At 44.8% G+C, this 21549-nt stretch carries 19 protein-coding genes; 8 read left to right on the forward strand and 11 right to left on the reverse strand.

Annotated features, from left to right (window positions below):
* Positions 1-3: 3 nt before the first annotated feature.
* The 7 genes from I595_RS10930 to I595_RS10960 form a co-directional block, all read right to left on the reverse strand.
* Positions 4-714 carry a hypothetical protein gene (locus tag I595_RS10930; RefSeq protein WP_054559477.1) on the reverse strand — a complete coding sequence of 237 codons (711 nt, stop codon included), beginning with the start codon at positions 712-714 and terminating at the stop codon, positions 4-6.
* A gap of 28 nt (positions 715-742) precedes the next feature.
* On the reverse strand, positions 743-6301 hold the full coding sequence (locus I595_RS10935; RefSeq protein WP_054559478.1) for an alpha-2-macroglobulin family protein: 5559 nt from the start codon (positions 6299-6301) through the stop codon (positions 743-745).
* 382 nt (positions 6302-6683) lie between these two features.
* On the reverse strand, positions 6684-7535 hold the full coding sequence (locus I595_RS10940; RefSeq protein WP_083467579.1) for a TPM domain-containing protein: 852 nt from the start codon (positions 7533-7535) through the stop codon (positions 6684-6686).
* Positions 7516-7953 carry a TPM domain-containing protein gene (locus I595_RS10945; protein WP_054559479.1) on the reverse strand — a complete coding sequence of 146 codons (438 nt, stop codon included), beginning with the start codon at positions 7951-7953 and terminating at the stop codon, positions 7516-7518. Before I595_RS10945 ends, I595_RS10940 begins: the two co-directional genes overlap by 20 nt.
* A 7-nt stretch (positions 7954-7960) precedes the next feature.
* Positions 7961-8557: a LemA family protein gene (locus tag I595_RS10950; RefSeq protein ID WP_054559480.1), complete on the reverse strand. Its 597-nt coding sequence runs from the start codon at positions 8555-8557 to the stop codon at positions 7961-7963.
* Positions 8558-8631: 74 nt separating this feature from the next.
* Positions 8632-8961, reverse strand: coding sequence for a MerR family transcriptional regulator (locus I595_RS10955; RefSeq protein WP_054559481.1), 330 nt, complete (start codon positions 8959-8961; stop codon positions 8632-8634).
* Positions 8961-9938, reverse strand: a complete 978-nt coding sequence (locus I595_RS10960) for a M23 family metallopeptidase (RefSeq protein WP_054559482.1) — start codon at positions 9936-9938, stop codon at positions 8961-8963. Before I595_RS10960 ends, I595_RS10955 begins: the two co-directional genes overlap by 1 nt.
* Positions 9939-10042: 104 nt before the next feature.
* On the opposite strand from I595_RS10960, the gene alaS reads away from it, so the two are divergent.
* The 3 genes from alaS to I595_RS10975 are packed head-to-tail and all read left to right on the forward strand — an operon-like array spanning position 10043 to position 13889.
* Positions 10043-12658, forward strand: a complete 2616-nt coding sequence (gene alaS, locus I595_RS10965) for an alanine--tRNA ligase (RefSeq protein WP_054559483.1) — start codon at positions 10043-10045, stop codon at positions 12656-12658.
* A gap of 39 nt (positions 12659-12697) precedes the next feature.
* Entirely contained in the window at positions 12698-13240 is a 543-nt protein-coding gene (locus I595_RS10970) for an ASCH domain-containing protein (protein ID WP_054559484.1), read from the forward strand.
* A gap of 22 nt (positions 13241-13262) precedes the next feature.
* Complete coding sequence (locus tag I595_RS10975; protein ID WP_054559485.1) at positions 13263-13889, forward strand: DUF4230 domain-containing protein; 627 nt, start codon at positions 13263-13265, stop codon at positions 13887-13889.
* On the opposite strand, the gene I595_RS10980 is transcribed toward I595_RS10975, so the two are convergent.
* Complete coding sequence (locus tag I595_RS10980) at positions 13857-15623, reverse strand: aromatic amino acid hydroxylase (RefSeq protein WP_054559486.1); 1767 nt, start codon at positions 15621-15623, stop codon at positions 13857-13859. The two genes, I595_RS10975 and I595_RS10980, sit on opposite strands and share 33 nt — an antisense overlap.
* Positions 15624-15669: 46 nt before the next feature.
* Positions 15670-16137: a DUF3291 domain-containing protein gene (locus I595_RS10985; protein ID WP_054559487.1), complete on the reverse strand. Its 468-nt coding sequence runs from the start codon at positions 16135-16137 to the stop codon at positions 15670-15672.
* Positions 16138-16285: 148 nt separating this feature from the next.
* Between I595_RS10985 and I595_RS10990 the strand changes: the two genes are divergently transcribed.
* The gene (locus I595_RS10990) at positions 16286-16753 is read left to right on the forward strand and encodes an Lrp/AsnC family transcriptional regulator (RefSeq protein ID WP_083467580.1); all 468 of its coding nucleotides are present in this window, start codon (positions 16286-16288) and stop codon (positions 16751-16753) included.
* 74 nt (positions 16754-16827) lie between these two features.
* On the opposite strand, the gene I595_RS10995 is transcribed toward I595_RS10990, so the two are convergent.
* On the reverse strand, positions 16828-17430 hold the full coding sequence (locus I595_RS10995) for a DUF4136 domain-containing protein (protein ID WP_054559489.1): 603 nt from the start codon (positions 17428-17430) through the stop codon (positions 16828-16830).
* 76 nt (positions 17431-17506) lie between these two features.
* Positions 17507-17668 (reverse strand): DUF5522 domain-containing protein, encoded by a 162-nt coding sequence (locus I595_RS17550; RefSeq protein WP_172675940.1) that lies wholly within the window; start codon positions 17666-17668, stop codon positions 17507-17509.
* A 185-nt stretch (positions 17669-17853) separates the two neighbouring features.
* Between I595_RS17550 and I595_RS11000 the strand changes: the two genes are divergently transcribed.
* Genes I595_RS11000 through hemL form a run of 4 tightly spaced genes read left to right on the forward strand, consistent with a single transcriptional unit; the run spans position 17854 to position 21253 of the window.
* Positions 17854-18183: a hypothetical protein gene (locus tag I595_RS11000; protein WP_054559490.1), complete on the forward strand. Its 330-nt coding sequence runs from the start codon at positions 17854-17856 to the stop codon at positions 18181-18183.
* Positions 18173-19093: a 1-aminocyclopropane-1-carboxylate deaminase/D-cysteine desulfhydrase gene (locus I595_RS11005; protein WP_245628272.1), complete on the forward strand. Its 921-nt coding sequence runs from the start codon at positions 18173-18175 to the stop codon at positions 19091-19093. The genes I595_RS11000 and I595_RS11005 overlap by 11 nt, the downstream gene beginning before the upstream one ends.
* Before the next feature lie 8 nt (positions 19094-19101).
* Positions 19102-19947, forward strand: a complete 846-nt coding sequence (locus I595_RS11010; protein ID WP_417926340.1) for a glucosaminidase domain-containing protein — start codon at positions 19102-19104, stop codon at positions 19945-19947.
* A 28-nt stretch (positions 19948-19975) separates the two neighbouring features.
* On the forward strand, positions 19976-21253 hold the full coding sequence (hemL, locus tag I595_RS11015; protein ID WP_054559493.1) for a glutamate-1-semialdehyde 2,1-aminomutase: 1278 nt from the start codon (positions 19976-19978) through the stop codon (positions 21251-21253).
* The last annotated feature ends 296 nt before the right edge of the window (positions 21254-21549 follow it).

A 21549-nucleotide genomic window follows, 5' to 3' on the forward strand; every position in this document is an offset into this window, starting at 1 on the left:
AATTTAGAGCGGTTGATAAGGGAAGGACTTTAACTGAGGGTCATAAAAGTTGATGAAATAGTAATGAAAACGGTCTTTTTTGTCAAAATCCCCGTCCCTATCGGTATCTTCAATAGTCTTGTAGTACAATCTGTTTGCCGTACTTACCAATTTCCAATCCAACAGTTCATGCCCCTCAGCCGTTAGTTTGGTAAAGTTGCTGCCGTCCAGTTTACTTAGGTAGAGCGCACTTACGTCATTATTGTCAATACTGCCATCTTGGTTGGTGTCCCTATCATTAATTTCGTAGAGCAGATAGGATTTGTTCAACTGTTTGTAAATATCCCTTAAAAAAGTGAGGTATTGGATGTTCATGTCTTTTTTGGTCAAGGGGGCAATGCCATTGGAATCCAAGGTTTGAAACAAAATATTGCTCAGGTTTCCAGCAATGTAGGTGCCATCGGTACGGGCAACATTATAATTGGCCTGTTCATACCACCTAGAGGAAAAGAGTACTTTGTTGCGGCCGTCCTTGAGCACAAAATCGCCTACTGGGTGTAAAAGGTAGTTGGTGCTGTCTATATGGATGGGAAAATCCATCATCCTAATGCTAGTGGTGTCCTTTATTGCCACGTCCATGGTCTTTGAGCCATCCGTGCCATGCACAATTTTAGGTTTTTTCTGGTCCGTGCACGCTAGGCCCATCAACCAGAATAAGAGTAATATGCGTTTCATGTTTTACGTTTTTAAAGAAGTGATCTTTTTAGGGAACCACTTTCACCCATTGTCCTTTGGTTCTGGCATAACTGGTAGGGTCATACATCGCTTCTATTTGACTTCCTGGTAAATAATAATCGCCCAGATAAGAGGTATTTAATTTTACGGTAAATGTTTTCGCCTGTTTACGGCCCAAACTAAAGTAGAAGTGGGTACGATCGTCACGGTTGTCCGTATAATCTAGCTGTTGGCCCATGTTTTCACCCGTGTTGATATACGAGGTATCCACTATTTCCCAACCACTGGGAACAATCTGTGTAAGCGCTAGATTATCCATGGCGTCCGCGGTGGTATTGTATACCGTTATGTTGGCTTGCAGTTCCGTACCCTGTCTTACGCTGCCTACGTCCATAGGATTGCCCAAGGCATTGGTATAGGTCACTTTTAACCGTAACTTCTGTTGCTGGGTAAGTTCTTGGCCCACTGGCAATTTGCCACTTTGGGTCAGGGTGGCGTAAACCGTGTTCCCTAAGGTATTTTTTAGTTGTATCTCGTTCTCCATCCCGCTTATAACCAAAGTTCTTAGTGCAATGGCCCTATCTGTTTTTACGGTCACCGTCTTACCATTTTGTGTGTAGCTGAGGTCTAATGCCTTACCTCCATTTTTGGCCACCATCTTAGCTAGGCCCAAAAGGGCATACGCTGTTTCTTGGGTGCTGTACCAGTTTTGGGAAGATAGGTCCTTGGCCAATGATACCGCCAATTCCCGTTGTTTTGCATCTTCCAGCAGTACCAGGGTCTCCAAGGCCATGCCCCTATTTCTGAATACGGACCCATAGGTGCGGTAGTCATAAGGGTTGGGTTGGATATCCATGTTGGATGTTTGGAGGAGTGATTGGGCAACCTCCCTTTTGCCCACTAGGGCGTATGCCGCGGCCAATCGTAATTTTGCCTCGTTGGCCAGGTTGCCCATTTCACGCATGCGGTTCATGGCCGCCAATTCTGGCTGTTGCGCAAGCGCCAAGGTATATAAGCGATATGCCTGAACCAAGTCCGTGTTGTAGTTCAGCTGCTTGCTGCGCCATTGCCTTGCTTGCGTCTTTTGATAGCGCAACCAATTGTTCAAAAATGTCAAAGGCAATTGATATCCTTTCTGTTTGGCCTCCAATAGAAAATGCCCTGCATAGGAGGTGCCCCAATCGTCTGCATTGCCGGCTCCGGGCCAATAGCCTAGGCCACCACTTGGCAGCTGGAAATCGTTGAGCCTATTGATGGCCTTTTTAACATTGTTCTCCGCTTCTTTTTTCTTCTCAAAGGTGAGGTCCAATACATCCGCAATAAAGAGCTGCGGAAAAGCTGCCGAGGTGGTCTGTTCCACACATCCATGGGGATATTGCAACAGGTACTGCATCCGCTTACTAAAATCCATGGGCGGTAGGGTAGAAAACTCAATTTGTGCGGTGTTGGTGCCAGAGGTGCCAAAGGGTTGGAAGGTTATGGTTTGGTTTTCACTTCCCGCTAACGTCACTAAGCTGCTTTTTGTGGTGATTGGATTGGGGTTTACTACATCAATTTCCAATTGGTCACTGGCCTTTTCGCCTGCACCGATGGCCGAAACTTCAATGGTTTGGAACGTAGAGGCCGGATTCACTTTAAAACTAAAGTTCACGATCTGTTCCCCCACGGCATCAAACCTAATGGATTTGGAAGTGCCCTCCAATGGTACCAAGGCCTTATCCGCCTTGATGGAAACCATGACATCTTTTACCTTTTTTTCCATGGCGAACACGGTTACGGGAATGGTCACTGTTTCTCCGGGGGATAATTTTCTAGGTAGCGAGGTGAGTACCATCAAGGGTTTGCGTACGGGGGTGGTTTCCTCAGTTTTTCCATACGCACTCTTATCATTTCCGGCAATGAGCATGGTGCGCACGGAACCTACATAATTGGGCATGTCTAGCGTATGTTTGGCCTTTTCCCCTGGTTTTAGGGTAAATGGGCCTAAGTAGGTGACCACGGGCTTAAAACGTTGGGCCTTTCGGTTTTTGGCCCCATCTGCAATACCGCCGCCGCCAATGGCATAAACATGATCTACGCTTACGGAATAGGCACCCATCACATCATCAAAAATATCAAAGGTCTTTACACCTAGCGCTTGCCTTGCATAAAAAGAGCTGTGGATATCCGGGGTGGTAAAGCGGGTAAGGTCCAATAGGCCCTCATCCACTACCGCCAGGGTATAGGTCATTGCTTTTTTGTTGCCCTCCGATACGGTTACCGTGTAGGGCATATCAGGCTTTAAGACCTTGGGCAGGTCCAGTTTGGGCAGTAAGCGGGTGGCTTTATTTTCTACCAACAACGGCACCACACCGTACAGTCTTATGGGAAGGTCATTTTTAACGGTACCGTGAGGTTGCAATAAGGAAATGTTCACGTAAATATTGGGGGCCATCCCTTCCGTGATGGGTATCACGGCACGGGTTTCCTTAGCGGTTGTTTCCACCCATTGTTGTGAAAGTACCTCCGTCCCATTTTCAACACTGATGAGCGCACGGCCACCGGCATCGGACGGAAAGCGGATACTGGCCTGCTCGCCGGTTTGGTATTGTTCCTTGTCCGCGGAAAAGAGCAATATTTTAGCGCTTTCCGTATCGTTGGAATTGGGCCTGCTCCACCAATTCCTATAAAAATAGGTAGTACGCCCCGTGGCGTGGCCAGAAACCCGGTCCACGACCCGTATCAAATAACGCCCGCCATCATCATCGGGGATGTTTACCTTAAAATTGCCCTTTCCGTTGGCGTTGGTCTTTAGGCTCATTTCTTGGTAGGGTCTGTGTACCGTAGTGTTCTCATATCGGGATAGGTTATCCCTGCCTCGGTTCCACCACCAGCGCCATTCCAGTTTAAAGATGTTGATGTCCAATGTTCTATTGGCAGCGGGTTTTCCGTTTTGATCTACGGAAACCACCTGAAATTGAGTGTCCTCATCCGTTAAAAAACTGCCATATTGCTTTGCCTCTGGAGATTTAAGTCCCACAAAGTGACGGTACGGTGCAATGTTTTTGGAAAACACATCAATGGAAAAATCACCGCCACCCTCAAAAACTTTGGTGGTAAAAGTGGCCTTTAACATTCCTGGAGCCTTGCTGTTGACGTCTATTTTTTTATCGATTTCCAACTTACCGGCATTGTCCAGGGTGGCATTTAAAAATTGGAGTTCCGTTTCGTTAAAACTGCGGATAGGGTCCTGGAACTGGTAAGCATCAAACCCGCTAAAAGCAGTTGCCGTGGATTGTAGTTTGGCATTGATATCCACCTTTAGGTTTCTGGCGGGTGCGCCATGTAACCATTGCACATTAACCTTTCCCGTAGCATTTTTTTGAGTGCTTAGAATCTCATCGTCAAAATTAAAATTCACCTTTAGTCGGTTTGGTTTTACCGTGGCTATTTTTAGGCTTTGGGCAAAGGATGCCCCACCCACTTTTATGGTGGCGTTCCATGTTCCGGTAGGCGCATCGGCTGCCGTTGGAATGGGGAAGTAGTGGAAGTTCCCCTCTTTTCTTGCAAAAAGCCCCTCTGCCACCTTCACTGGGTCTTTGACCAATACGTGGCGTTGTACCAGTTTTCCCCTGGCATCGGTCACCTCCAAGACCACGGGATGGTCCTTGGGTAGTGGATTGTTTTTATCATCCAGCACAAAGGTTAGATGCGCCGTGTCCCCAGGGCGGTGAACGCCTCTTTCCAAATAGGTAAAGCCTTGAAGGCCTTTTTGTAGTTGATTTCCAGAAATATCAAACGTGCTCATGGAAAGTGCGTTGCCATCCGCCAGTTTGGCATAGGCATAATTGGCGGCCTTTTCTGCAACGGCAAAAGCAACATTGGACGTTCCATCGTACACCGCAAAACCAGCCGCATCCGTTACCACTTCGCCGAGCAATTGCTGTTGAAAATTATATAGTTTTATTTTGGTGGCCGGTTCTGGTTTTGCCGTTAATAAATTGGTGGCTGCAAAGTGGTAGGACCGGTTGTTTCCTTTTTTTATGATAAGCCCAAGGTTACTGCCCAAAAGGTTGGTATGGACCACCCGATCCGGATTGTAGTAAGCTTCATGGCAAGGATTTTCCTGTTCCTCCCAATTGTAACTGTAATTGCGCCAGTAATAAATCTCATTGTCCCAATACCGTTCCTCCGCAGAAGTATCCGCTGGGGCCATGACAACCGTTTCCAGCGCAGCGTTTTCGGACCCGGTACCCGTACCGCAGTCATAAGCGGTGTGTTCTTTTTTAAAGCTGAATTCTATGCGGTACAATGAACCCGGATGCACTTGTATCAGTTCTGAAAGATCCAGGGCGTGTGCCTTCCAAAAACTGGCATTATCTTCGCCACCCTTACTCAGTTGTATCACTTTAAAGGCCACCCTTCTTCCAACAGGTCGCAGATCAGGGTAATAGTTTTGTGTAAGGCTGTTGTTCTGTAGAAATTGCAGCATGTTGTTTTCAAAGACCTGAATCACCCTAACTTCTACGGCTTTAAGGTTGACGGTTTCAAAATAAATAGGGGTGGTCGCCGCATTGGGTAAAATGGTTCCTTTGGAAATTAGGCGCACTTGGGGTTTTAATTGCTCAAAAGAAACACGCTCCGAAAAGGTGTCCTTTAATCGGAAGCCATAGGCACTTTGGATGCCCTCAAAAGCATTGATGCGTACCTCCCCCAAAATCCGGTTGGTGGGATATACGCGCAATACGTTTCCATCAATTTCGTACCGCAGGCCTTCCGCATTTTCAATAGCCACCAGCCCGTTTAGGTTTTGGTCTGTTTTTAATGGTTCGGAAAAATTTAGTAAAAGTGCGGCATTTGGCGCGGTAGCCGTTTTCACATCTGTGATAACAAATTTGTTGAGACCGGGAATGGGATACGCTTCTGAGCCCTCGTTCTTAATTTGCAGTGATTTGCCGGACCAGGCAATGGTAATGGAGGAATCATCGGTGAAACGCTGAATGCTATCAATTTTAAAGCTAAAGAAGCGGGAAGCTGTATCTGTTTGGTTCCATTTAACGGGTATGGTTTTCTGGCCATTGGTGACGCTGATGGTGCCTTGGACAGCGGAGGGGTCTAGGATATCGGAAGCTTCCAAAGTTCCAGTAAGGTATTGCCATTCCTTGGAGTAGGATTGTAATTCCCCCAAGTCTATTTTAAAATTTGGGGCAATGGTCTTAAAGGCAAAGGTGTATTTTTTAAATTCGGACGTCACGTCTTCGTACAGCTTGTCCAGCAGCAGGGTAACCTCATATATGGTATCTGGCCTTAGGTTTTCATTGGGTTGAAAAACCAGTGCGTTGCCGTTTTCCACCACCAGTGTTCCGTCTACCTTTGGGTTTAGCTGTACATATTCCGATGGGATTTCTTGGGTAAGTTCATACTGTTCCAAGGGCTGGCCGAGCCAAATTTTTATGGGCGCAGCAATACTTTGCTGTCCCTGTGTATGGTTGCTTATGTAGTCCTTAAACGTAAAAAGGTTGTCTGTATCCGTTGTTCCGGAGTCTTTGTTTTTACACGCAGCGACCAAAAAAAGCACCAAAAAAGATAAACGAAGTAAGCGCACCATAATCAAATAATTACATACTATTCCTTAATACAATGGCAAGATACTTGAAATTGAAGCTTCACAACACACGGTAAACGGGGATTTTTGGGTGGATTGTCCCTTTTGGCCATGGGTTGGGAAAGCAAGCGTTTGTTATATAATGGGCTTAAGGAATGCTTTATTGGGATTTTGGGAATGTCTGGTAACAAAGGATAAAACGCCTAGGGCATTATACCAAGGATAAACGGTGAAAAAGCAACAGCGTTGCAAACACTAGGTGTAAAAGCTGCATCACGTTTCTTTTATCAGAGGTTAAGCCGGGTCTAAGGCCAGGCAAATGGGAGTGCAAGCTGGACACGGATATAGCTGCAAAGTGCTAGATAAGACTACAGGAAAAGTTCCGTTACCACCCGCCAGAAGCTCCACCGCCGCCAAAGCCGCCACCACCAAAGCCGCCACCAAAGCCACCGCCTCCAAAACTGCCTCCACCAAAACCACCGGAAGAGGAGCCACCGCGCCCCATGTTGCTCAAAATAATGACGTCCCAAAGATCCAAGCCGCGTCCGCCACGTCCATTTCTGTTGTTGCCCTTGCCGCCACCGCGCTTATTCTTGCTCATTAAAATAAAGAAAATGACCAGAAAGATGATAAATGGCAAATAGGCCTCAAATGGCATTTTTTTACGGCTAAAATCCCTGGTTTCATCAAATTGTCCGGTAAGTACCTTAAAAATGGCATCGGCACCTTTATCCAGTCCGCCATAGTAGTTGTTCACCTTAAATTCTGGAATGATAATGGAGGTTATGATACGTTTGCTCATAAGGTCCGTCAAGGATGCCTCTACACCGTATCCGGTGCTTATCGCTATTTTACGGTCTTGTTTGGCCAAAAGCACAACCACCCCGTTATCCTTGCCGTCTTGGCCAATTCCCCAAGCTTGGCCCCATTGTGCACCCAAATAGTTAATGTCCTCCCCCTTGGTGGAATCAATGATCAACACCACGATTTGAGTGGACGTACTATCGCTATAACGAATCAATTTTTGTTCTAGCGTAGTTTTCTGATTTACGGATAGTAGGTTGATGTAATCATAGACACTGGTCTGATTCTGTTGCAGTGCCGGTTTTTTTGGAATGGTAAATTGTCCGGATACCGAACAAATCACAAAAAAAAGGATGAACGTTAACCAAGAATGCCATGGCTTACCATCCCTTGGTGTTTTGGGTAGAGGCTCTTTACCCTTTGGATACTGCATCGCTCAACTCGTTTTGGTCACCATGTTGCCATGGAAAGTGCGCCTCCATTTCCTTGCCGGCCTTTAATACCCCTTCAATGATGCCCTGTTTAAAATTCCCTTGTTTAAAATGATGTGCAATGACCTCTTTGGTGGCCTCCCAAAATCCATTGGGTACGGCTTTGTAAATGCCATTGTCCCCATAGATCACAAATTTCCTGTCGTTGACGGCTACATAGAGCAGTACCCCATTTTCATCTTTGGTGTTGTCCATTTTTAAAAAATGGAATACTTGCTGGGCCCTACTGAAATGGTCAATTTTGGCGGTAGCTTCAATATGTACCCTGATTTCTCCAGAAGTGTTTTTTTCCGCCGTTAAAATGGCTTCCACAATTTCTTGTTCTTCTTCTGGGGTCAGGAAATCTTCTACTCTGGACATAGGCTAATCAAAAATTGAAATCCACGTCTGGTGCGTTCTCCGATCCAGGGTTGGATTTAAATAGGGCCAGCGCTTCAAATCCTGCGATACCCGCGATGATATTGGTGGGTATTTTTTCAATTTTAATATTGTATTCCCCCGCCAAATCATTAAATCTATTCCGTTCTACATTAATGCGGTTTTCCGTGCCCTCCAGTTGTGATTGCAGTTCCAAAAAGTTTTGGTTGGCCTTTAGATCGGGATAGCGTTCCACCGTTACCAATAAGCGCGAAAGTGCGGAGGACAATCCGGACTGTGCCTGTTGGAACTGTGCTAGTTTCTCTGGCGTAAGATTGTCTATATCAATGGTGGTAGCGGTAGCTTTTGAGCGTGCTTCAATCACATCGGTTAAGGTTCCGCGTTCAAAATCTGCGGCACCTTGCACGGTTTTTACCAAATTGCCGATAAGATCGCTCCTACGTTGGTAAGAACTCTCAACGTTGGCCCATTGCTTGGTGGCCTGTCCCTTCATATCTACCAAGGTGTTGTTGGTGTTTATGTACCAGCTGCCCAAAACAAAGATGAGCACGCCTATGACAACTAAGGGGATAAGTAATTTTTTCATTTTCTGTGGTTTTAGTGTTTATTTGCTTTAGGTGGTTTATATGTCCAATCTAAGCGGTATTTGTTACAACCGCTTTACAGGCTCTCCTTGATTTTTACCAGTTCTGCCCGTACTTTTTGCAATTTTTCAATCACTTCAAAGGTAGAGAGTGTTTTGTGCTTTTCTTCCTTCAGGTGGGTTTTGGCACCTTCTAAGGTAAAGCCCCGTTCCTTGACCAAGTGATAGATGAGCTTCAGGTTTTTAATATCCTCAGGCGTAAATTTTCTATTGCCTTTGGCGTTTTTTTTGGGTTTAAGTACATCAAACTCCTTTTCCCAAAACCGAATCAAGGAGGTGTTCACCTCAAATGCCTTGGCTACCTCGCCAATGCCATAGTACCGTTTTTCGGGTAGGTCAATATGCATTAATCCAGGGATTGGTTTTCTTGGGTTGCGTATTTGAGCATATTCTCAAATTCTTGTGGAGACAAACTTCCGTAGTAGAAGTTGATGGGGTTAATGCGCTCCTTGTCCTTCCATACTTCATAATGCAGGTGGGGTGCTTCTGAACGTCCCGTATTTCCCACAAAACCAATAAGATCTCCACGTTTTACCTTCTGGCCTTTGGTGACGTTGTATTTGCTTAAGTGCGCGTAAAGGCTCATATACCCATAACCGTGATCAATCCGTATATGTTTTCCATATCCAGATGAGTTGTTGTCCGCTCTGGTTACCTCCCCGTCACCCGTTGCAAAAATGGGCGTGCCCCTTGGAGCCGTAAAATCCATGCCCCAGTGTTTTTTTCTTGCCTTGGTAAAGGGGTCTGTGCGCCATCCGTAACCAGATGCCATTCTTTTTAAATCTTCATTTCTTACGGGCTGTATGGCAGGAATCGCTGCCAATAATTTTTCCTTTTCCTCGGCCAATTTGGCAATTTCATCCAATGATTTGGATTGGATGACCATTTGTTTTTGAATCACATCCAATCTTTTGGAAGCATCTATGATGATTTCCGAATTGTTAAAACCCTCCAAGGATTTGTACCTATTAACCCCGCCAAAACCAGCTTTGCGCTGCTCCTCGGGAATGGGGTTTGCCTCAAAGTAAAGGCGGTAAATATTGTTGTCACGGTCTTCAATATTGGCAAGGACATTCTCTATTTGGTCCATTTTTTTATTCAATATCTCAAACTGGAGCTCATAATTCTGGACTTCCCGTTGCAGGGAAAGTTCGCGCGGTGTGTTGATTAGGTTGGTGTTGAGCAAAAAGATAAGGCCTAGAAAGCCAAAAAGGGCAGCGCCTAAAACAAAAAATAGCAGATTGCGATACTTTCTAGATTTTTTTGCCTCTATTTTTCTATAGGAAAGCGTATCCGGATCGTAATAGTATTTTACTTTAGACATGAAGTGAAATTGTCCTATTTTTGGTCATTCATTTTATGGTAACAGACAAATATAGAAATTGTTTTGTTCACTTAGTTAAAATTAATTAAAGCTTAACTCCCGTAATGACATCCCAAAAGGTTAGAGCACAGTTTTTAGACTTTTTTAAATCCAAGGAACATCAGATCGTCCCTTCCGCCCCAATGGTGATGAAAGAGGACCCCACCTTAATGTTCACCAATGCAGGGATGAACCAATTTAAGGAGTACTTTTTGGGGAATACACCACCAAAATACAGGCGGGTCGCGGATAGCCAAAAATGCCTTAGGGTCAGCGGAAAACACAATGATTTGGAAGAAGTGGGCAAGGATACCTACCACCATACCATGTTTGAGATGTTGGGCAATTGGAGTTTTGGGGATTATTTTAAAAAAGAGGCTATAGAATGGGCCTGGGAACTCTTGACGCAAACCTATGGAATAGACAAGGACAGTTTATATGTGTCCGTTTTTGAGGGGAGTGATGATGCGGATAACCTAAAGATGGACCAAGAAGCTTATGAGCTGTGGAAGGCCATTGTGCCGCAAGAGCGCATCATCATGGGCAATAAAAAGGATAATTTTTGGGAAATGGGAGATCAGGGACCCTGCGGGCCCTGTTCAGAAATCCATGTGGATATTAGACCAGCGGAAGAGAAGAAAAAAATCTCTGGGGCATCACTGGTCAACAAAGACCATCCCCAGGTAGTGGAGATTTGGAACTTGGTCTTTATGCAGTACAACCGCAAGGCCAACGGACAACTGGAAGACTTGCCCAACAAACATATTGATACCGGTATGGGGTTTGAAAGGCTTTGTATGGTACTGCAAGGCGTAACATCTAATTACGATACGGACGTTTTTACGCCATTGATACGGGAAATTGAGAAGCTAACAGGAGTTGCCTACGGAAAAAGTGATGAGACGGATATTGCCATTCGCGTTATTGCAGACCACGTAAGGGCCGTTTCCTTCGCCATTGCGGATGGGCAGCTGCCGAGCAATACAGGAGCGGGATATGTGATAAGGCGTATTTTAAGAAGGGCCATTAGGTACGGCTTTACCTTCTTGGATGCCAAGAAACCGTTTGTCCACAGTTTGGTGCGGGTCCTGTCCAAAACTATGGGCGGGGCATATCCAGAACTAGACAAACAGCACCAATTGATGGAGAGCGTGATTAAAGAGGAGGAACACTCTTTTTTAAGTACCCTGGAACAGGGATTGGTGCTATTGGATGGGGTAATTTCCAATACCACCGGAAAGACGGTTGGCGGGGAAAAGGCTTTTGAGCTGTATGATACCTTTGGGTTCCCCATTGACCTTACTGCCTTGATTTTAGAGGAAAAAGGCTTTCTTTTGGATGTTCAGGGGTTTGAGACGGCCTTAAAAGCCCAAAAAGAGCGGTCTCGCGCTGCCTCCGAAACCTCCATGGAAGATTGGAAAGTACTGCAGCCCAATACGGGACAGGAGTTTGTTGGATATGATCAACTAAAGGTCAAGGTGAACCTGGTAAAATACCGCAAGGTCACCAGTAAAAAGGAAGGCGGGCGCTATCAGTTGGTTTTTGATGTTACCCCTTTTTACCCAGAGGGTGGGGGCCAGGTTGGGGATAAAGGTCATTTGGAATCTACCGGCGGGGAGCTGGTCCATATTCTAGATACCAAAAAAGAAAATAACGAAATAGTCCATTTTGTCAAAGAACTGCCCAAAGATGTGGAGCAGCCATTTACCGCGGTGGTGGATGAGCCCCTAAGGCGGTTAACGGCCTGTAACCATACGGCGACGCATTTGCTTCACCAGGCCTTACGTGCTGTTTTAGGCACCCATGTGGAACAAAAAGGGTCTGCCGTAAATGACAAGTACCTGCGGTTTGACTTTTCCCATTTTTCCAAGCTTACGGCGGATGAACTCCATGAAGTGGAAACCTTTGTCAACCATAGAATTGCGGCGCAGTTGCCTTTTGTAGAACACCGGGACATTCCCGTTAAAGAGGCTTTGGCCCAAGGTGCCATGGCCTTGTTTGGGGAAAAATATGGGGACAAGGTGCGCACTGTCAGGTTTGGGGAATCTATTGAGCTTTGTGGTGGAACACATGTAAGGAACACAGCAGATATTTGGCATTTTAAAATTAAAAGCGAAAGTGCCGTAGCTGCAGGTATCAGACGTATTGAGGCCATCACATCGGATGCCGTAAAAGCGCTTTACCAGAAGAATGACCAGCAGCTTTCGCAAATTCGTCAGGTACTGAACAACACCAAGGAGCCCGTAAAAATGCTTACGGCCCTTCAAGAAGAGAATGCCCAGCTAAAAAAACAGTTGGAAGGTCTTTTAAAGGAAAAGGCCAAAGGGTTAAAAAGTGAGTTGTTGAAGGAAGTGAAGAAGGTAAACGGAGTTGCCTTTTTGGCCAAAAAAGTGGATTTGGATGCGGCCGGGATTAAGGACCTGTCTTTTGAGATGGGGCAGGGCCGGGAAGATTTGTTCCTGTTGTTGGCCTCCGATAAAGGTGGTAAGGCACTACTCTCCTGTTATATTTCCAAGCCTTTGGTTGCAGAAAAAAACCTAAATGCGGGTACCATTGTCCGTGAATTGGGAAAACACATCCAAGGCGGGGGAGGTGGACAAGCATTTTTTGCCACTGCCGGAGGCAAGAATCCAGAAGGAATCACCGCTGCATTGGCGCAGGTGGAGGAGTATTTGGATTGATGGTGATTCGTTTTTGGGTTAACCATTAAAAAGCATGGGATGCAAAAAATGATTTGGATTTTTAGTTTGACCTTGCTTGCTGCTTGCCAAAACCAAAGAAAAGCCAATCCTGTTCAAAAGGGAGGTACCGCAGCCAAAATGTGGGCAGATTTTACCGATTCCCATCCTGAAATTAAGGACGAAGAAATGCCCGAAGCTTGGTATTTTCACGATAACAAGAGGGATGCAAATCGTTTGGCAGCTTTAACGGTAGCCGGGAGGAAACAGGCGAGTTCTGGATTGTATACCTGGTATAGGGAAGCCAATGCAGATTTGCCCAAGGTTGGCACAAAACACATTGTTACTGATTTTGAAGGTAGGGCGCAATGCCTTATCTCCGTCACCAAAGTAGATACCATTCCGTTTTTTAAAATATCCAAAGCCTATGCCGCAATGGATATGGGAACGGAACAAGAACCGCTTAAAAAATGGAAGGACGCCCATTGGAAGTTTTTTAAAAGTGCCTTATCGGAAAGTGGTAAGGAACCAACTGAAGATATGTTGGTGGTCTGTGAGCAGTTTCAGACCATTTGGCCAGAATAGTAACTAGCATAAAACCGTCATCATGAAAAAAATTCTTATTGGGGCAATAATCACTCTGGCGGCCGTATTGATCTATCAATCCTGGATGGAAAGCAATAAAGAGACTGCATTGCTCAAAGAAAGTTCCATGCTCATTGAGCAACAGATCAAAAACGTTTCAAAATTGGTGGTGACAGAAGGGCACTTTGCAGAGGTGTACAATTACCAAGATTCCAAAGAGTTGTTTGGGCCATTGGTTACGGCAGATAAAAAGGCCTTGGTGGTGGTCAATGCAAAAGTGAGTATTTCTTATGATTTAAAACAGCTGGGCTATGAATTGGACAATGCGGCTAAAACCCTGACCATCAAAACCCTGCCAGAGGCACAAATAGACATCAACCCAGATTTTGAGTATTATGATGTAACGGCAGATTACTTTAATCCCTTTGATGCCTCAGATTACAATACCATTAAAAGCAATGTTAACCGATCACTGCTCAAAAAAATCAGATTGTCCAAACTTCAGGACAATGCAAAAAACCGCCTTCTGAGCGAACTGGCAAGTTTCCTCCCACTGACTAACACCTTGGGTTGGACCTTAATTTATAAGGAACAAGCTATCCAAAGCAAACAGGATCTACTGGAGAACCCCAACCTCTTTATCAATTAGTGCAAGCCCATGATCAATTAAATGCCCCACCTTTGGGTGGTTTTGTTTTACCTTTTCCAAGTGCTTAGCAATGGCGTCCATTAATTGGGTTTCCTTGTCGCTCTTGGCCAGTTCATACAGTTCTACGGACAGCAGCCAATCCTTTGGGAACTTTACGGAAATTTCTTGGAATACCTTATTCCTGGATATGGTGGTATTAATGCCCTCCCGATACTCCCGTACTTGACGGTAATATCTTTCTAACTGTTTTCTTTCTGGCTGTAATTTGGAATTGTTTTTTACCGTTGGCGATAATTCATGTGATACCAAATTAAAACTATGTACATCTGCAGGGCCATTAAAGGCTGATGTGATTTGTTCACCTACCGCCATATGATAGTCCCCCCATTCCGGTAAAAATAGTGGGGTTCCTGCGTGGGTCACCTTGCAATTTTTAAACGTAATCAGGACAATTTCACCTTTTAGGTTTCGGGTTCCGGTCACAATTTCACCATCTACCAAAACGCCGCCCTCAAACTCCAATTGTACCCTTTCGCCCTCAAAAATATTATAGGCCTTTAAATCTCGCGGACTCATATCCTCAATGGCAAGGTTGATGCCTTTTAGTTTCCCGATGGGCGATCCAAACCCCTCTGGATGACTTTCAATACCGTGGCCCACCAATTCCTTTTCCCGATAGGCCAAGGCCGTAGGGCCAAAGGTCCGTAGGTAGATTGGTTTGCCGTCATAGGATAGGATATGGTTAAAAATACCAGAGATTTGAAGCCCCGTGCTTAGCTCTACGGTGCCAAGCGCTTTGGATTTCACCAGTTTGTCAATGCCTTTTAGCCCTCCTGTCCGCAATGCCATAGTATGGGCAAAATCTTCCAATATCTGGCTCAAATGCGCAAAATCTGGCGTAACGAACAACTGTGGTTGTGGTTTGGTGATATCAAAACTAGTAAATGCGGCATCCATGGTGTAGGGGAGCTTTTTTACATCGTCCGTCATGCACCAGGCACTTTCCCCAATAGAGGACAATAGTCCCGCACCGTAGATTTTGGGATTTTCAACGGTTCCGATCAAGCCGTATTCCACCGTCCACCAGTGGAGGTTTCTAATCAATGCCATTTCGCTTGGCTCACCCATATTGTTTTGTAATTCCTCAATGTGCTGTTCTGCTTTTTTTATCTCCTCTGCGGGAGTGCCCTCTGCTTCCTTGATGATGGAGAGGTGGCGCACGGCTTCATAGAGTTCGTAATCTTTTGCGCTGGAAATGGCCTTACAGCCAATTTCCCCAAATCTTCTTAGGTATTCTGCGTATTCTGGGTTGGCAATGATCGGGGCGTGACCGGCACCCTCATGAATGATGTCCGGGGCAGGGGTGTACTCTATATTTTCCAGTTGCCTAATGTCCGAGGCAATCACCAAAACGTTGTACGCCTGAAACTCCATAAATGCGGAGGGTGGTATAAAACCGTCAACCGCCACGGCTGCCCATCCAATTTCTTTGAGAATACGGTTCATGCCGTACATATTGGGAATGTGGTCTATTGAAATACCGGTTTTTTGCAAGCCCTCCATATAGCTTGGGTGGGCCACCTTACTTAAATAGTCCACATTTTTACGCATCACATACCGCCATACAGCTTGGTCTATAGCGGTATAGTCCCCATAGTTTTGAGGTTTAATGTATTGCCTTAAATGTAGGGGCAGTTTGTCTAAAATAGGATTGCTTTCATAGGCGTTTTCCATAGTATTTTTTCTTTTTTAAGGAGCTTAAATTTTACTGTTGTCACCATTATACCACCAGTTTTGCACCGGAGGCGTCATATAGGTTTCGCATGGAAAATGCGATTTGGCTATCCCCATATTTTTGCTGATGTTCCAACTTTTCTTTGGCCATGCCTATGCTGGGCAGCTCGGTTGCCGGTAGCCACCACATTACAAATTGGGAATGGCCCTTGACATCAAACCATTTTCTTTTGTTTTGTAAAAAGTAGGCATGTACGCTGCCATACACAAAGTTTTTAAAACTATCCATATCTCGCCAAAGGCTAATGTTCACTGCCATCATTTCATCATTAAAGGGAGATTCAATGTAGCTCGCAGATCGCCCCTGTTCATCGGTCAGCCTCCATATAAACCCATCACTTTCCTCCGCAAATTTGTTTACAGGGGCTAAAAAGTCTATAAACTCTTTCATTTCCGGTCTATCCAAAGACGTTTTGAAACGGGCAATATTGGCTTGCGCCAAATTATGGGTCATACTGTAAGTTTTCCTTTAAAAATATAAATTAATGTTGATATGCTTGTAATAAGGTGATAATTGAAGGAATAAATAATAGTAAAACATGAAATTAAAGGAAAAATAACTAAATTTAACAATAATTAGTTTTACGAGAAGGAAAATAGCCATGCAAGACAAATTAGATGCCGTAGATAGGGAAATCCTAAGGATGTTGGAAAAGGACGCCAAAACCGTGGTAAAAACCATGGCAGAGCGGTTAAAGATGACCAAAACCCCAATCTATGAACGGATAAGACGTTTGGAGCAAGAAGGAGTCATAAAGCAATACACGGCCATAGTTGCCAAGGAAATGGTAGAAGCTAGTATCACTGTTTTTAGCTTTGTTTCCCTTGAGGCACAAAAGGGCCATTTGATGGATAATTTTTTAAGTTCGGTCAAAGCCTTGGATGAGGTGGTGGAGTGCTTTGTTGTGGGCGGGGAATTTGATTTTCTGCTGAAGGTAGTGGTGAAGGATTTAAATGCTTATTATGATTTTGCGAAAACCAGCATAGCCTCCTTACCCAATATAGGGGCGGTGAAAAGCGCGTTTGTTTTGCACGAGGTGAAGGATGAAACAGCGTTTCCGTTACTTTGAAAAAACAAAGTAGCTACCTTGATTTGATAAACACCTGCTTGGTTATCGCTGATAGCTACTTTGCTTAAAATAATTTAATTTGCCGCTATTGCTGGCGGATATGCCTCTAAAATTTGGGACACGAATTTTTTGATGCGTTCTTCCTTCTTCTCAATGTTCTTGGTGTTGTTTAAGGTGCCCACCCCACGACCTTGCCAGACCAGTTCTTTGTTCTTGGTATCTATAAGGTCAATATACAGGGAACCTTCCGTCCTGGTGGCTACATCTGGTCCAAAGCCTCCGCCCCAGCCCCAGCCCCAGCCAGGTCCAAAGCCCCAGCCTCCCCAGCCAAAGCCGCCCCATCCAAGGCCACCCCAACCCCAGCCTCCCCAGCCAAAGTTGTTGTTGTAGATATCTACCTGCTCACGTTCCTTGGTGAAAATACTGACCAATAGGTCAGGATTTTGGGATTTAACAAACCCACGGGAATCCATCTCGGCCTCAATGGCCTTAAGGATTCGTTTTTTGTCCAAATCGGAAATCTGTGCCTTATCTATACCAGTTTTGTAAAAGGCATAGGTTTTAAACGTATTAAAATCGGTCTCCTTGTCATAATCTGCAAGGACACGAACGGAGGAACACGAACTTAATGCCATTAGGGCCACCAATGCAACTACTACTAATTTTATCTTTTTCATAACGCAATTATTTTTGGGTTAACCGGATACTTTACTCTATTCTTAATCATCAATAATTATGCCGAAAATAAGTTTTCTACCTATGTCCATTGGTTTTTCTGTTGTATCCATAAGGACAATGCCGGCAACCACTTTCACAGCAATAGCCTCGTTTTAGATGATATTTTTCCGTAAAAACCTTATAGCCTTCCGGAGTTAGGTAATAATCGCCATCCTCCAGCGGAATTCGTTCTTTCATAACAGCCAATCAACAGTAAATGTAAAAGAATTATCGGGGTTGCAAATGGTGTTTTAGAACGTTTTAACGTCAAAAGCAGACAGATTCTCGAGAAATAGCAAGAAAATAGGGCCTTCATCGTTGTCAACTTGCAATCTATTATCTTTGTAAAGCCCCAACGAAGATTTTTTAAAGCTACGTTGCTAATGATTTTGGTTTTTAAACACTTTTTTCGACGGAATTATGTTGGGCTTTCCCTTTGGCCATTCATCATCGTAAAAGAAGACAGCTATTTACAGGATTCGGTCCTATTAAACCATGAACGTATCCATTTGCAGCAGCAAAAAGAAATGTTCTTGGTGTTCTTTTATGTTTGGTATCTTTCCGAATGGTTGCTGAGAACCGTTTGTTACCTTGACAGTTATCGGGCTTACCAAAATATTTCCTTTGAGCGGGAGGCATATGCCAATGAAGATGATGCGTGTTATTTACAGAACAGATCCCGTTTTAATTTCCTGAAGTACCTTGTTCGATAGGTTGCCCTCCATTCCGTCGCAGTCCATCCAACTTCCCCTTTTGGTCCAAAAAGAGGTCTCGGTCACCGTAAAGCGGGAAGATCTTATCCATCCATTTGTTTCTGGTAATAAATACAGAAAGTTAAAGTACAACTTGATCAAGGCAAGGGAAGAAGACCAAGATAAATTGCTTACCTATGGGGGTGCCTACTCCAATCATATCGCTGCGACGGCCTACGCCGGAAAACTTGCTAATATCCAGACCGTTGGGGTCATCAGGGGAGATGAACTGGCTTCTGTTTGGCGCAAAAACCCAAGCCTGCGCTTTGCACACCAAAATGGTATGCAGTTAGAATTTGTTTCCAGAAAGACCTATCGGGAAAAAGAGCATCCAGCCCTACAAGGCTATCTCAAACAAAAATATGGGAGGTTTTATGAACTGCCGGAAGGTGGCACCAACCCATTGGCAGTACAGGGCTGTGGGGAAATCTTAACCCAAGCGGATATGGAATTTAATGTGGTATGCAGCTGCGTTGCCACTGGCGGTACGTTGGCCGGACTCATTAATTCCGCCGCTGCCCATCAACAAGTTTTGGGATTTCAGGTCTTGAAAGGCAATTTTTTACGTTCGGATATTCGTAATTTTACCAAAAATGAAAATTGGCGTCTGATTACCTCCTATCATTTTGGTGGATACGCCAAGATTTCGGAAAGTTTGGTTCGGTTTATGAACAATTTTAAAGACGAGACCGGCATTCAATTGGACCCCATCTACACAGCAAAATTGTTTTTTGGCTTGTTTGATATGATAAAAAACGACCGTTTTCCACCCAGGACCTCCATTTTAGCAGTGCATACTGGTGGTCTACAGGGAATTGCGGGCATGAACGCCGTGTTGAAAAAGAAATTATTACCCATGATCAAGGTATGAGAAATAAGATGCTTGTAATACTTGGTCTAGCCCTCTTCCTTATGGGGTGCGGGACCAAAAAAAGGACGGTAAGTGCCAAAAAACCTACCGTGGTGACAGCGGAAAGGACCAAGCCGTATGAACCCAATAAAGATTTGGGAAAGACAAAGTTCAACAAATCCGAGTTATATCCCATGCCTGCCGATCCTGGGTATTTTAAGCGCTTCCCAATTGCAACCACACAAGAGTATATTGATGTGTTTGCTCAGATAGCCCAGTATGAAATGCGTGCCTTTGGAATACCTGCAAGCATTACCTTGGCTCAGGGCATTTTGGAAAGTGGCTCCGGTAAAGGCCAGCTGACACAAAAAACAAACAACCACTTTGGTATAAAGTGCCACACCGGTTGGCAGGGCGATTTTGATTTCCATGATGATGACGCCAAGGGCGAATGTTTTAGAAAGTACAACCATCCCATGTTCTCCTTCCGTGACCACAGCATATTCTTAGCCTCAAGGTCTCGATACCGCTTTTTGTTCAACTTTAAGCGGGACGATTATAAAAAATGGGCTCATGGCCTTAAAAAAGCGGGCTACGCCACAGATAAAAAATACCCGCAAAAACTCATAGCGTTGATAGAACGGTACCAACTAGACCAGTATGATGACAAAGTGTTTGAACAAGGGCTCCAGGAAGTCCGTGATACCAAAACCTATGATGTTTTTACCCATGTAGTGGCCAAAGGGGATACCCTTTACGGGATATCAAGAAGGTACGGTGTTTCCATAGAGGAGATTAAGCGGTTGAACCGGCTTAAGGACAATACCCTGTCCATTGGCCAGACCATTAACCTTAGAAAAGCCAAAACCAAGTAAACGGTAAAAGAAATTAGCCATAAAGTCCATGCGATACCAGAGAAGTAGTGCCTTGTTTGCAGAAGCGAAAAAGTTTATTCCCGGTGGGGTAAATTCTCCCGTAAGGGCCTTTAAGGCCGTAGGTGGGGAGCCCATTTTTATCAAAAAGGCAAGTGGTGCTTATTTGTATGATGAAGACGGCCATGAATATATAGACTATATTTCCTCTTGGGGGCCACTTATTTTGGGCCATGCCCATGAGCCCGTCCTAAATGCGGTCATCGCAAAGGCCAAGGAGGGTACCTCTTTTGGAATCCCAACCCAAATTGAAACCCAATTGGCCCAACTGGCCGTTGAGATGGTGCCCCATATTGATAAAATCCGGTTTGTAAACTCAGGTACCGAAGCCTGTATGAGCGCAGTACGTTTGGCACGGGGGTATACAGGGAAAGATAAAATCATCAAGTTTGCGGGTTGCTACCATGGGCATTCCGATAGTTTTTTGATACAGGCCGGCAGTGGGGCCGTTACCTTTGGCAGTCCCAATAGTCCCGGTGTTACCCAAGGTACGGCAAAGGATACCTTGTTGGCCAATTATAATGATCTGGAAGGCGTTAAAACACTTGTAGCCGCCAATAAAGGGCAAATTGCGGCCATTATTATTGAACCTGTTGCGGGTAATATGGGATGCATCGTTCCCACGGAACCATTTATCAAAGGCTTGCGAAACCTCTGCACGGAAGAAGGAATTTTATTGTTGTTTGATGAGGTCATGACCGGTTTTCGATTGGCAAAGGGAGGAGCGCAAGAAGCGCTGGGTATTGCTGCGGATATCGTAATGTTCGGTAAGGTTATCGGTGGCGGACTACCTGTGGGCGCCTTTGCGGCCAGTGCAGAAATCATGTCCCATCTGGCGCCAGAGGGACCGGTATACCAAGCCGGTACTTTGAGCGGGAATCCGTTGGCCATGAGTGCGGGGCTGGCCATGTTAACGGAACTGAACAACAAACCAGGGACTTTTGATAGTCTGGCCAAAAAAACGGCGTTCCTGCATCAAGGTATTGCGGATGTCCTGACCCAAAAAGGCGTTCCACATCAAATCAACCGCTTTGGTAGCATGGTCAGTGTCCATTTTTGTGAAGCTCCGGTTATAGATTTCGCCAGTGCTGCAAAAGGCAATAACGATACTTTTAAAACCTACTTTCACGGCATGTTGGACCAAGGTATTTATTTGCCCCCTTCGGCTTTTGAAAGCTATTTTTTGAACGATGCCATTAGCTATGCAGATTTGGAAAGGACCGTACAAGCGGTAGCCAAGGTTTTTTAGGAGGTTGCAGTTAGGTGTCATGCCCACTTGGCACACTATAAGCGGGTTTGCTGTGTTTTAAATCTAAACTGTGACCCTTTTTTACATAAAACAGACCGCACACCACAAATTACCCTTACTTCACAACAATAATTTCAAGGCTGGCGCCTGCCTGCCTACATTTACGCTGTAATAAATCAGAAAGTAAATTTTTTCATTTTCATATAGTGTTCTCGTAAAAGGGTCTTGTGTTAAAGCAAGGCCTTTTTTGGTTTATATAGTGTTGTGGCCTACAAGGTGGAAATGCGATGGGTTTG

Source organism: Croceitalea dokdonensis DOKDO 023 (assembly GCF_001306415.1).
GTDB classification, from domain to species: Bacteria; Bacteroidota; Bacteroidia; order Flavobacteriales; family Flavobacteriaceae; genus Croceitalea; species Croceitalea dokdonensis.